Annotated in this window: 8 protein-coding genes; all 8 read left to right on the top strand. The window is 27.6% G+C overall.

All coding sequences use genetic code 11. The annotated features are described in order from the left end of the window. Window positions 1–39 precede the first annotated feature (39 nt). The 8 genes from T483_RS0110670 (at window position 40) to T483_RS0110630 (ending at window position 13995) form a co-directional block, all read left to right on the top strand. A complete protein-coding gene (locus T483_RS0110670) occupies window positions 40–1713 on the top strand; it encodes a diadenylate cyclase (RefSeq protein WP_026886840.1) in 1674 nt (557 codons plus the stop codon). 188 nt (window positions 1714–1901) lie between these two features. Beyond that, window positions 1902–2888 carry a CBASS cGAMP synthase gene (locus tag T483_RS0110665; protein ID WP_026886839.1) on the top strand — a complete coding sequence of 329 codons (987 nt, stop codon included), beginning with the start codon at window positions 1902–1904 and terminating at the stop codon, window positions 2886–2888. After that, a complete protein-coding gene (locus T483_RS0110660; protein ID WP_026886838.1) occupies window positions 2881–4533 on the top strand; it encodes a ThiF family adenylyltransferase in 1653 nt (550 codons plus the stop codon). Before T483_RS0110665 ends, T483_RS0110660 begins: the two co-directional genes overlap by 8 nt. Next, window positions 4520–4996 (top strand): Mov34/MPN/PAD-1 family protein, encoded by a 477-nt coding sequence (locus T483_RS30110; RefSeq protein ID WP_051560341.1) that lies wholly within the window; start codon window positions 4520–4522, stop codon window positions 4994–4996. Before T483_RS0110660 ends, T483_RS30110 begins: the two co-directional genes overlap by 14 nt. 198 nt (window positions 4997–5194) lie before the next feature. After that, window positions 5195–6622, top strand: a complete 1428-nt coding sequence (locus tag T483_RS0110645; protein ID WP_026886837.1) for a diadenylate cyclase — start codon at window positions 5195–5197, stop codon at window positions 6620–6622. Window positions 6623–7333: 711 nt separating this feature from the next. Continuing rightward, window positions 7334–10054, top strand: coding sequence for an AAA domain-containing protein (locus T483_RS0110640; protein ID WP_026886836.1), 2721 nt, complete (start codon window positions 7334–7336; stop codon window positions 10052–10054). A 345-nt stretch (window positions 10055–10399) separates the two neighbouring features. Continuing rightward, window positions 10400–13564 carry a DUF3427 domain-containing protein gene (locus tag T483_RS0110635; RefSeq protein ID WP_026886835.1) on the top strand — a complete coding sequence of 1055 codons (3165 nt, stop codon included), beginning with the start codon at window positions 10400–10402 and terminating at the stop codon, window positions 13562–13564. Window positions 13565–13677: 113 nt separating this feature from the next. Next, window positions 13678–13995 carry a nucleotide pyrophosphohydrolase gene (locus T483_RS0110630; RefSeq protein WP_026886834.1) on the top strand — a complete coding sequence of 106 codons (318 nt, stop codon included), beginning with the start codon at window positions 13678–13680 and terminating at the stop codon, window positions 13993–13995. Window positions 13996–14003 lie beyond the last annotated feature (8 nt).

Genomic DNA, 14003 nt, shown 5'->3' with positions numbered 1-14003 from the left:
GTATATTTAAAGTGATGAAAAAGGAGGCAAGATGTAAATATGGAAAGTGTTAACGACCTGAGGCTAGCATTAGATCAATTAAGTTCTTATATTACAGAATTTGTAGGTATTGGATATAATGTGAAAATAAATTCAAAAAATGTGAACTCATCAACATCACGCTTAGAGTTTGTTCCTGAAAATGAGCAATCTATAATTAAATATGTTGACAAGCATTATGAAAAAGCATTAGAAATAATAGATTCAACTATCAAAGATTATTTAAAAAAAAATGAATTAAATTTCGATGACATAAGTCATATTTTTAATAAAATAGCAGTTTCTATTATATTCAGAGATATAGCAATAGATTCAGATGGTAAGAAAATCAGAAAGCAGCATTTTATAAAAACATTGCAAGATATGAGTAATTTAACATATGAAAATGAAAATATCAAAATGGGAATTTTCTATTGTAAGAATGGTAAGGCAATAGACTTTTTTAAAGATAATAATAACTTTGAATACATCAAAACTAAAACTTGTGATTTAAAAGAATTTATATGTACGCAGAAGCCATTACTGAAAATTATAGATAATAGAAATTATGCTGTAGTATTGAATAGTGACTTTGATGTTATTGGAGTAATCAAAATAAATTTTGGCTGCAATAAGATATGTGATATTATGAGTAATATTAGGCAATTAAAGGAAAAAAGTCTGTTTTTAAGCGACTTGATTGATGAGATGGTATTAGGAACAGAAAACTTGTATTCAGAAGCTTTTTTTCAATATATTCTTAATCAAAATTTTTGCAATCAAAAACATATTGGGATAAATAAGAAGGAATATTTGGAATTTGTAAACAACAGAAAAGAAAAAGCAAAACATCCTTTTGAAGAAATGGGAAGATTTGTAATAGATATTCTGAAGGAAGAAAAAGAAAGAATTAATAAAGAGTTAGAAGAATATTCTGGAAAAATAGATGATATATTGTATATTACTATTGAAAACAGAGAAATAGAGTTTGGGATTAATGATTATTTTTCAATATGTCAAAAGAGTTGCGATTGGAAAATTAAAAATTACGTTTCTTTAGCTCATCACATATTTTCAGGTATATACCTAAATCCAAATTTTCTTGTTTATGATAAATTCCAGGATATTATTAGAGATGTATTCAAAAACTGTGAATTTAATAGCTATAATAAGGAAAAAGTAAAGAACATAATGAGTAAGGAAATAAAAAATATTCATGTTATTTCAGAAAAAATATTTAAACTTATATGTAATGTTAAAAAAATGTCCATAAGTAATACGGGGGCACTTTTTGTAATAATTACTGATGAAAAATATTATAAAGAAAATAAAAACAAACTATTTGAATCTAGTATATCTATTAACACATATAAGAACTTTATTAAATCTAATAATATGAATCCATGTATTACTGAGGTTAATGATGATACACTTCAACTGATAGCATCAGTAGATGGAGCAACATTACTAGATAAAGATTTTAATATTATATCCTATTCAGAAATGATAAAACAACATAAAAATTTTGATAAAAGTAAATGTGGGAAAATGTATGGCGCAAGAACTAATGCTGCAGTTAATGGAGCTTATTTTGCAATTACAATAAAAGTCTCAGAAGATGGAGATATAACTCTATTTAGAAAGGTAAAGTATCGAGGAAATAAAGATAGAGTAGAAAAACTTTTGACAATATAACAATTAATTTAAGTAGGAATTAATATATTACATTAGATTTTGATATTTTATTTAATTCTTTCAAGCTTAATGATAGTAAAAACGGATAGAATTTGATTTTCAATCATAGAAATAAAAAGCTTATATAAACATATTTTTGATTTTAAGATTTTATAAAAAATAGTTGTGAATAGGAGGAATAAAACAATATGGCAAATCTAAATGAACTTTTTTTAAAATATAATACTAATATTTCATTATCAAACATAGAAAGAGAACGTATTATAAAAGGAAGAGATGCATTAAGAAATAAAATAACAAGTAAATTTAAAGAGAAAGGAAAAAGTATACCTAAATTTTGCATGCAAGGGTCATTTATTATGAAAACTACAGTAATTCCAAAAGAAGGAGAAGAATACGATTTAGATAATGGAATATATATACAAGGATATTCTGATGATATATCTAAATGGCCAACTACACAAACTATACATAATTGGATTTATGATGGCGTGGACGGGCATACTGATACGCCTCCAGTAGATAAAAATACTTGTATTAGAGTTATATATAAGGCGGATTATCATATTGATTTACCGAGCTACATTGTAAGGGATGAAGAACAAGAAGATAAAACTATAATTAAAGTAGCATATTTAGCGCATAAGACCAAAGGCTGGATTGTAAGTGATCCCAGATCTTTTACAAATTGGTTTAGAGAAAAGGTAAATGATAACGGAGAACAGTTACGTAGATTAGTGAAGTATTTAAAGGGTTGGAAAGAAAATAAAGGTATCGATTTAAAGGGAATAGCTATAACAATTTTAGTTGGAAATCACTTTCAAGGTGAAAAGGAAAGAGATGATATAGCATTATTAAGCACTATAACAAACATAATTGATGAGTTAGAAGATAATTTCCAATGTTATAAACCTGTAATTCCAACTGATGAGGATTTATTTAGTGGAGCAAGCGAGACAACAAAAACATCAATTATGAACGGATTAAATACCTTGAAGAAAAAACTTGATAAAGCTATAAATGAAATAAACAATGAAAAAGAAGCAGCTGCAGAATTAAGAAAAATATTAGGGGATAGTTTTCCGGAAGGTGAGGATATTATAAGAGAAAATATGGCATACGCATCAACAACAGCTCCAATATTGTTAAGTAAGGAGAATCATCATTTTGCATAAAGAAGTATATAGATACTTAAGAAGCAAAGGGTATAAGTGTGAAATTAATGAAAAGGATGAGTGTGTTTATTGTAACTGCATTATTTCAAAAAAGGATATTACTTTTAAAATAGTTTTTCCGAATGAGTTTCCTGCTAAGTATGTAGAAATTTTTATAGATGATGATAGTAAAAAGGGTATACTTATACCTCATATATACAAAGGTGGAAAGCTATGTTTATATGATGAAGATGAAAGTAATCCTAATACTATATTTTATAAAGAAGAGGTTGAAAATACTATTCAAAGAGCCATAAAGTTAATTGATGATAGTATAAATTTAAGAAATTTAGAGGATTTTAGAAAAGAAATAGTAACTAGATGGGAACAGAACGCAAAAATTAAAGCTGACGTAATATTCCAGCCAATAAATAGTCCTAAAATATTATATGCTGCAGGAGGAAAAACTTATTTAGTTATAGCTGAAACCAAAAAAAAATTAAGCGATTATATAAAGTATACAAAAGGAATCGATGCTGATATTAATATTAAGAAAGTTTTATATATACCATTAGATGATATAGAGTTAATATTACCACCAAGAGATATTAATGATATAGTAAAAAGAATGGATGAAACTAAATATGGAAAGTTTTATTATAATTATGTTGCTAGTAATACGGAGGATCCAATTATTATAATTTCACAAATTATTAATACTGAAAGGATATTATTAGGAATAAGACAGCCGAGTATTAAATCATCCTTGGTTAAGATAAATAATAAAACAATAAAAAGTATTCTAATTTTCCAGAAAGATAAAGAGGTAAAAAGAATAAAATTTAATAACTTTACTCGGAAAAGGATTTTCACGAGAGGTGGAGATGGAAAAATCACTGAGAATAAAAATATTGTAGTTGTAGGATGTGGATCAATAGGAAGCATGTTAACAAAGGCTATTATTGATGTTGGAATATCTAGCACTATTTCACTAATCGATAATGATATATTAAATTCGGAAAATATTGGAAGGCATGTTTGTGGAGCAAGTGAGGTAGGGTTATATAAAACAACTGCAATGAGGAATGAAATATTAAGGCACTATCCAGATACTGAGTTGGTACTAATTAATAAGGATATAAATGATATACTCGAGAATGACATTGATATTTTAAATAGAAATGATTATATATTTATAGTTGTTGGGAACATAACTATAGAAAAAAAGATAATAAGTTTATTAGAAGATGGTAAAATTATAAAGCCAACAATTATAATGTGGGTTGAACCTTATTTAATTGCTGGACATGCTATAATCTGTCGGAAGAAAATTGATAAAAATACTATTAATTCAATCTTAGATAGTTCAGAAAATTTTAAGATATCAGTATTAAAAGAATCTTGGAAATACTTAAAAAGTGAATCTGGATGTCAAAGTGCGTATGCACCTTACTCAGGATTTGAAGCACAACAATTTATAAATAGTTTTATTGATACTTTCAATAAGAATTTTATTGAAAAAAAAATTCAAGGTAATTATATTTATACGAAAATAGGTAGAATTAAATGGGCAAGGAAGAATAAGATGAAAATAGCTGCTGATTGGATAGCTAAGAATGATAGATATGAGAAATTTGTGAGGATAGATAACAATGAGGACATATAATATTGGTGAATATTCTGTATTAAAGATTGAGGATGTTGCTGTTAACAAGTTGCTGGAATTTAATGAAAAGAGTGACATTGATGAAACAGGAGGAATAATATTAGGTAAATTTAATCAAGATTGTTCTGAATATTTAATTACTGATATTTGTGAGGTAAAAAGTTCTTTAAGAAAAACTCCGGTTTCTTTTATTAGAGATAGAGAAATTGCGCAAGGAATAATTAATGATATGTGGAAGAAATCAGATGGTTCCATAAATTATTTAGGAGAATGGCACACTCATGTTATGATTAGAGCTAAACCATCGAGAACTGATAAAAGTACCATTATTAAAATAGCAAAAGAATCTATTGGTATTAAAAAATATGTTTTCTTAATTATTATAGGAGAAAATAAAGAAATATTTATTTGTTCAGTTGAATTCAATGGAGAATTTAAAGTGATATATAATGGAAGGGTTTAAAGTTAATATATTAAATTTTATATATGAGAGGTAAGAAGTTAGAAAAGTTAAACTGATTCATAATGTGATTGAAATATGATATATCTGTAAATATCTTATTGAAGTTATAAATTATAAAGAAAATATTAAATGCTCAACGTAGAATGTTGACTTGAAAATGAGGAAGGTATTTTTAAATAATAAATGGATGAGATTTTTATGAAAAAAAATATAATTGAAGATAAAATGATTACGCTAAAAAAAGAAAAGGAACTGATAATAAACGAATTTACTAAGATATTGGGTACAAATATCTTAATAAAATGCATTAAAGATATATATTGTTTTGATTTAAATCTAGATGATGAGAGGAGTAATCCAGAATATGAGCTGAATTTTTATTCATGTGAAAATAACCAAGATGTAAGAGATTCATTAAAGTTAGCTATAGAAAATTTTTTAAAAAACGACTACGAGTTTTATAATGAAATGAAGACTGTGTGTGATAGTTTTGGCTTTCATATCAAAGAATCGCTAAATAAAAGTAGTCTTAACTCGATTTATTGGTGCTCCAATCCTCAAGAATATCGTGATATTTTGCGATTTGGTGATAAAGAAAAACTTTATAAATTTGCTATAATTGAATTTTATAAAGAAACTTATAAAACTCTACTATCATTTAATGGGAAAATACATCCTTTCATACATGAATTAGAGTATATCTGGGCAGTTGAGTGGAGGAGGGATCTTCATAGAATCAAAAATTATGATGAAATATTTAGGCGTGCTTCCGTGGAGAGTAATGGATTTCTTTATAATAATTCTGTACATCTTAATATGCTTTCTACTATGCAATATGAAAAGTCTGCAAATAAAGGGAGTATTATGTTTTTTGTTAAACGAAACAAAGACACTAACATAGATAATTTAATATATAGTAGAAAAGAACTAATAACTTTGAAAGAGTCAGTAGCTTTAAATGATTATAAACGTATTAGAAAACTGCTCCAAATTACTAATAGTGATATTTCTTTATTCCTGAACGAAGACAATGAAATCTTTGCTATTGGTAATGGAAAGGAATGTGAAGGCTATGATTGCTATAAAATTGTATTTACTGAATATTCTAAATGGAAAATGTTCATTAATGGAGTAGAATTTTTATCGTATTCAAATCTATTACCTAAAATTCCAGATAATATTATTAATAGTAGCAATCAAATAAAGGAAAAGCTAAGAGAAACTTTTAAAGATATTGAAATAAAAGAAGATGCAATTATTGAAATAATTAAGCAAGCAAAATTACAGGAACATGGAACAATGGTTGTTATTTCAACCGATGCAAAAGATGAAGTTGAGAGATTAAAAGAATCAGCAACTATGGTTTATCCTAATGAACTTGAAAAAAGAGTAATAGAACTAGTTACGTGTATAGATGGTGCGGTTGTGTGTGACACTAATGGAGTGTGTCATGCAATAGGAGTAATTTTGGATGGTATAACATCTAGTAAAACGGATCCAGCTAGAGGTTCTAGGTATAATTCAGCGATAAGATATGTTGAACAACAAAAGTTGAAATGCCAAAAGACTTTTGTTGCTGTTATATCAGAGGATAAATATGTTAACTATATATCTACAAGTGATTAAATTTTAATATTATAGTATGTGACCATATGAATTTATCTGAAATAGATTGTTTAAAGTCTTAAACGAAAATATAGTTTAGTCTTACATAAAAATTAATAAGAGAAATTTATTTGAGTTTTAATATATAACAATACTGAATTAATATGGACTGGTGAGTAACATAATTCAATTAGATAATGACTATTAACTTAAGTGATAGTATTCGGGTTAATAATCAACTTTCTATTATTAACATATCCATTAGGCTAATAATCGGAAGCTATGTTTTGAGAGCAGGCTGGATAAAAAGCTAGATTGTGATACACTGACTGAATCATATCATAAATAACTATTATTCTAAGTAGACTTTAATAAAAGAGTTATATATCATCCAACTTGAAATAATACGCATTTGTGCTTGAGCATTTTAAAAGTTATCCGTTTAAATAGTAAAGAATAACAGAATCACAAGTAAATGGGGAAATCAGTTTATAAGTGATGATGCTTCTGGGATGCTTTCTTTAAAGCATTATAAGGCACAGATAAAAGAAATCAATTTGATAGAGGATTATACGTTGGAGAAGTCATTATACCTCACAGCTTATTTTTTTCACTTGTTCCTAAATGTTTTACAGATTTGTTATAATAAGAATTAACTCAGATTATTTCAATGGTTAATGCGAATGTAGAGGAACTAAACTATTAGTATAAGAAATCTTGGAGATAGAAGAAATGATGATAAAAGAGTATTTAAAATATTCAATGAATGAAAAGACATCCTTGGAAATAGAAAGTGTAAAAGGCAGTAAGTTTGAGGTTGAAGTCCTGCAATACAATTCAGAAAAAGTTTTTTATACGTTTTTAGGCAATGGTGAAAAAGGTCAAATAAAATTTGAAAATATTAAAAAATGTAAGTTCAAAGACAAGGAAGTTGAAAAGAATTTTTATTATTCTCAAATAAATAAACAATATAACCGAACGGATATAAAATCTGTTGTTGAAAATTTTGCAAGATACTATTTTGAAATCTTTGAATTGCTGCAACAAAGAGAAAAAGAGGGTACATTTGAGTATGAGCACTACGATTTTAAGAAGACTATTTATCAAATGATTTTTGAGAATTTACACACCCAAAAGGATAACCTTCTATTTTCGTACTTTACAGGAGAAAAAAGTGTTAATAAGGAGTTAAACGAATGTAAGTTCCACAGTCACCCAATTATATTACTTCAGCAGTCCAATCTATCACAGAAGAAATCAATAGAAGCAGCTCTGAATAATAGAATTTCTATTATTGAGGGGCCACCGGGTACGGGGAAAACGACTACTATTCTTAGTATTATCGCTAATCTGGTATATGAAAATAAAAAAGTAGTAGTAGTGTCAAAAAACAATTCTGCTATTAATAATGTTGTGGAAGAACTAGAACAAATGCCTATTCCAGATTTTTTTATTCGTTTAGGGAAAAAAGAAGTTATGGATTCGTTAAGTTATGCACTAGAAGAAAAGATGATGACATATGAGCAACAACTTAAAAATATTTCATTTACAACTACAGAAGCTGAAAAAGAAAAAATCAACATATTATTTAATCAATTAACGCATTTGGAAGAGCAACTAAACGAGTTGATTTTACATAAAAATCAACTGAGTGAGTTTAAAAACCAATATAGGCATCTAATAAAACGCAGAGAAGCATATGATTTCTCTGTATATGAGCATCTGATAAAAAAAATTAATCGGAAGAGTAGCAGTTCGAAAATCGTAAAACAGGAACTGGACCGATTAGCAGAACTATTAGTGAAGAGGGCAGATGGACAAAAGATAGGCTTTGTTAAAAGAATTTTGATGTACTTTAGGTGGAGAATGACGTTAGCTAAGTTGAAAAGCGAGGGAATTGTGCTCCAAAGTCTTTTGGAAGAAAAGTTCTTGAATATTGAAATAGAAGATTTAGAGAAAAAGTTGGAAAAAGAGAATTTATGCCAGCTACAAAAGAAGATTAGAGAAATATATAAGTATGAGTATATAGAATTATCCAAGAAGTTGCTATTAGAAAGTTTAAAAAAGAAATATGATAGCAGCGTTTATCAAAATATTTATTCAAAAATAAAAGAGAATGATAATGAGGCGCCCATAAAAAGATGCAAGGACGATCTAATAGGTTTATATCCCGTTATTTTGACTACAGTGGATGCGGTTTTATCCAATTTTTACTCTTTTTTTAATAATGGTGCAAAGATTGATTGTATCATTATTGATGAGGCTTCACAATGTGATATTTTATCAGCATTACCAATACTATATTTAGCTAAGCAGTTAATAGTAGTTGGAGATAATAAGCAGTTACCAGCAATTATTAATCTCTCTTCAAATGGGATTAGCAATAAAGTGCAAGATGGATATGATTTTACTAATGAAAGTTTTTTAAGTACTATTTCAAAAACGATTAAACCAGTTTCTAATTTGTTGTTAGAGCATTATCGGTGTGATTACAAGATAATAAATTATTGTAACCGTTATTTTTATGATAATCAACTAATCATATACAAAGACGCAAGTGACGATGCAATGATTTTAATAGATGATGATAAAGGAAAATATGCTGAATTAGAGAGTGGCTCGTTTGTAAATTCACGAGAGATTGTAACTATTGATGATGCAATATGTTCAAAAGTTGAAGGAAAATTCATTATTACACCATTTCGCAAACAGGCAAGTAAGTTGATGGAAAAATATAATAAGAAACAATGTGGCACAATTCATACTTTTCAAGGAAAAGGAGAGAATGAAGTTTACTTTTGTACTGTTTTAAATCATATTGATAAGGCTATAAATCATTTGACAGGAAAAAATAATTTGTTTTCAAAAGAATTGATAAATGTAGCCGTTTCAAGGGCTAAGACGAAATTTGTCCTAGTAACAGATGTTAAGTTTTTTAAAGAGTATGATGTAAATACTAGAAACTTAATCGAGTACATAGAAGCTTATGGTGAAGTAATACCAGATAAAACAGTATGCATTTTTGATTATTTATATCAACAAATGAAGACCTATACGGTAGTAGAAAATTGTGATAATATTTTCGAAAAAACAGTTAAAGAATATCTTGATAGGTATACCCAACAACATCCCGAATATCATGCGGTGGTGAAACTTCCATTAGCTAGTGTTGTAACAGATAAGAAGTTTTTAGAGGTTAATCCTGCAGTTAAACAGTTTATTATGAATAATGCGCATTTAGATTTTACCATTTACGATAATCGTATTGGTAAACCTATTGCGGTAATTGAACTTGATGGAAAGTTTCATAAAACTCCTGAACAAATAGACAGAGATAAAAAGAAGAATTTTGCGCTTAAACATATGAGCATTAAGTTATGGAGATTAAAATCTAAGGAAGCGGTAACGAAAGAACAATTTGATATGCATTTAAATGAACTATTAAGTAATTAAATCTAAAGTGTATCAAAGATAACTTAGAAAAAAAGCAACTTGTAAATTACTATATTGTACTTAAGAGCTCTTATAGGATAAACAAGACGTAAAAGTTATTTGTTTATCAGAAATTCGGAAGGCATAGGTGCCAATCTGTCAACTTATCTAAGAAATCGGTGTTCAGTATAAGTGTATATTATTAAAATGGGTTTTTATTACTTGCTTTTACCACGGTAAAAGTATTATACGCAATGAGATGTTGTTGATTATATGTTTATATGACATTAAAATTATACTACAATATAATCAAAGCATCATAGAGATTTCCTATAGTCTATAGTATCAAAAAATGGTGGTGAAATCATGAAACAAGGAATTTATGAGCAAGTAATTAATAATGAAATAATAAATGAATTAGAAACTTTAGATATAAGCAATCTTTTAATATCAAAAGAGGATATAGATAATGAAGAAGCTAAAGTAATCTTATCTCAATACATAGAAGGTGTAATAAGAAAATCTCTTAATTATATTAGAGATAAGGAAAAAGAAGATAATGATAAACTTTTAAAGCAAATTGAAGTGTGTAATAAGATAATTAATATTTTAGCAAAGGAAGCTAATGAAGAGGATATTAAAAAATATAAGATTGATGAAAGTGGAGAGCTTTTAACTTCCCTTTATTTGAAGATAAATAATAAAAGAGCCATTAATAATGGAAAAGCTGTAAGGCCTATGACTTCAATTTCTCAAAGTTCTTTATTCACAGGCTCTATTATGGAGCCTAATATGCTTAGTGAGCTAAATAGAGAGATTCTTTCTTGTGATTCAATAGATTTACTTATATCCTTTATTAAGTGGAGTGGGCTTAGATGTATTATTGATAGTTTAAAGGAAGCAACTAATAATGATAAAAAGTTAAGAATAATAACCACATCATACATGGGAGCGACTGATGCTAAGGCTATTTATGAATTAAGCAAACTTCCTAATACTGAAATTAAAATATCTTATGATACTGAAAGGACAAGACTTCATGCTAAAGCTTATATGTTTAAAAGAGAAACAGGGTTTACTACTGCCTACATAGGATCGTCGAATCTTTCAAATGCTGCTTTAACTTCTGGGCTTGAATGGAATATAAAAGTTACAGAAAGGGATTCTTTTGATATTATAAAGAAATTTGAAGCTACTTTTGAAAGTTACTGGAATGATTCAGAATTTATAAGTTACTTAGGAACTGATAGTGACAAGGAAGTTTTATCTAAATCCTTAATGAAAGAAAAATATGTTGGGGAAACTGAGTTTAATTTTGTCTTTGATATAAAGCCTTATTCTTATCAAAAAGAAATACTCGAAAGACTTAAAGTTGAAAGAGAAATCTTTAAGAAGTATAAGAATTTAATAATTGCAGCTACTGGTGTTGGAAAAACTGTAATTTCAGCTTTTGATTATAAAGATTTTTGTAAGGAAAACAAGATGAATAGTAATAAATTATTATTTGTAGCTCATAGAGAGGAAATCTTAAAACAAAGCAGAGATACTTTTAGAGCTATACTCAAAGATAATAATTTTGGGGATTTAATGGTTGGGAATAATATTCCTACTTCTTTGGAGCATTTATTTGTTTCTATTCAAAGTTTAAATAGCAAAAATTTATGTGAAGTAACTTCAAATGATTATTATGACTTTATTATTGTAGATGAATTTCATCATGCAGCAGCTCCATCATATCAGAGATTATTAGAGTATTATAAACCTAAAATTTTACTAGGACTCACAGCAACTCCTGAAAGAGCAGATGGAGGGGATGTTTTTAAATATTTTGATGATAGAATTAGTGCTGAAATTAGATTAAATGAAGCTATTAACAGAAAGCTATTGAGCCCATTTCAATATTTTGTTGTTACAGATACCATCGATTTATCTAGGCTTAAGTGGGGAAGAAGAGGTTATGATATTACAGAATTAAGTAACCTTTATACAGGAAATGATCTCAGAGTAAAACAAATAGTACAAAATCTTAAAAATTATGTTACAGCTTTAGACGAAATAATTGGACTTGGATTTTGTGTTAGTGTTGAACATGCTAAGTTTATGGCAAAAAGTTTTAATGAAAATAATATACCGTCAATAGCTTTACATAGTAATAGTGAAGACAATGAAAGAGCTGATGCCAAAAGAAAATTAGTTAATGGTGAGATAAAGTTTATTTTTGTAGTAGATTTATATAATGAAGGTGTTGATATACCTGAAATTAACACAGTTTTGTTCTTAAGACCAACTGAAAGCTTAACAGTGTTTTTGCAGCAATTAGGAAGAGGTTTGAGATTAAGTGAAGGTAAAGAATGTTTAACAGTATTGGATTTTGTAGGGCAAGCACATAAGAATTATAACTTTGAAGAAAAGTTTAGAGCACTCATAGGTAAAACGAATCATCCAATTAAAGATTATATAGAAAATGGATTTTTAACTTTACCCAAAGGATGTTATATTCAACTTGAAAAACAATCAAAAGAATATATTTTAAGAAATATAAAATCATCAGCAAATAACAAAGCAAATTTAATAGTTAAATTAAAGAATTTCATGCTAGAGACTGATATGGAATTGAATTTAGAAAACTTTTTAAACTATTACCATTTATCATTAGTAGATTTTTATGGAAAATCTGGTGATAGAAGCTTTAGAAGAATGCTTGTGATAGCAGGATTAAAAGAAGAGTTTTATGAAGAAAAAGAGAAAGAAATAACAAAAAAATTAAAGAATTTATTTAATATTAATTCTAGAAGACTTATAAATTTTATCTTAAATATATTTAACAATAATGATATTTATAATAATGATTTAAATGAAGAAGAAGTTCTTATGTTAAATATGTTATATTACACGTTTTATAATGATTCACCAGAAAAGCAAGGTTTTAAATCAATAAAAGAAGGAATTGTGAGCTTATTAAAAAATGAAAATATGATTAAAGAAGCAATAAGTATCTTATCATATAACTATAATAATATCGATTTTATTGATGAGAAGGTAGAGCTTGGTTTTCCTTGTCCTATAGATTTACATTGTGAATATTCAAGAGATCAAGTTATGGCAGCACTTGGATATTTTAATGAAAATAAAAAGCCGGCTTTTAGGGAAGGTGTAAAATATTTTGAAAATAAGGCTTTGGACATATTCTTTATTACCTTAAATAAAAGCGATAAAGATTTCTCTCCATCAACACTCTACGAAGATTATGCTATTAATGAGAACTTATTTCATTGGCAAAGTCAAAGTACAACCTCTGTAGAAAGTATTACTGGAAAGAGATATATAAATCATAAAGTACTAAATAGTAAAGTGGCTTTATTCGTTAGGGAAAGCAAAGAAAAGGATGGAATAACTGCTCCATTTACTTATTTAGGTTTATGTGAGTATGTTAGCCATACTGGAAATAAACCAATAAGTTTTGTATGGAAGCTTGAAAAAGAAATACCATCTAAAATTATAAATAAGGCTAATAAGAGTATTGTTATATAGGAATGAACTATGATGAGTTTTAATAATGCTTAGAAATACTTATGAAATTCATTTTGTATTATATATGCTATAATAAACATAAAAACTGGTAAACCCTAGAAAGAGTGATCAAAATGAAGGAAACAATAGATAGAATAAGAAAATTCAGAAATGACAGGGATTGGAGTCAATTTCATACTCTGGCTAATCTTTCTAAAGCAATATCAATTGAAGCAGGTGAGCTTTTAGAAGAATTCTTGTGGGATGAAGAAAACTATAATAAAGAACACGTTCTAGAAGAGCTTGCTGATGTTATGGTTTATTGTATTCATATGGCTGATGAATTAGGTGTTGATTTAGAAGAAATCATAAATAGTAAAATGGATAAAAACGAAAAGAAGTATCCAGTTGAAAAAGCAAAAGGTAACAGCAAAAAGTATACTGAGTTTTAAGAGGGGCG

The organism is Clostridium beijerinckii HUN142 (genome assembly GCF_000621745.1).
Taxonomy (GTDB): domain Bacteria; phylum Bacillota; class Clostridia; order Clostridiales; family Clostridiaceae; genus Clostridium; species Clostridium beijerinckii_A.
This window is presented reverse-complemented; position numbering and strand designations above follow the sequence as displayed.

Excerpts from the sequence above, each read along its gene's own strand:
- T483_RS0110645 (WP_026886837.1), top strand. The coding sequence starts at position 5,195 with ATGAAAAAAAATATAATTGAAGATAAAATGATTACGCTAAAAAAAGAA.
- T483_RS0110630 (WP_026886834.1), top strand. The coding sequence starts at position 13,678 with ATGAAGGAAACAATAGATAGAATAAGAAAATTCAGAAATGACAGGGAT.
- T483_RS30110 (WP_051560341.1), top strand. The coding sequence starts at position 4,520 with ATGAGGACATATAATATTGGTGAATATTCTGTATTAAAGATTGAGGAT.
- T483_RS0110640 (WP_026886836.1), top strand. The coding sequence starts at position 7,334 with ATGATGATAAAAGAGTATTTAAAATATTCAATGAATGAAAAGACATCC.
- T483_RS0110665 (WP_026886839.1), top strand. The coding sequence starts at position 1,902 with ATGGCAAATCTAAATGAACTTTTTTTAAAATATAATACTAATATTTCA.
- T483_RS0110670 (WP_026886840.1), top strand. The coding sequence starts at position 40 with ATGGAAAGTGTTAACGACCTGAGGCTAGCATTAGATCAATTAAGTTCT.
- T483_RS0110635 (WP_026886835.1), top strand. The coding sequence starts at position 10,400 with ATGAAACAAGGAATTTATGAGCAAGTAATTAATAATGAAATAATAAAT.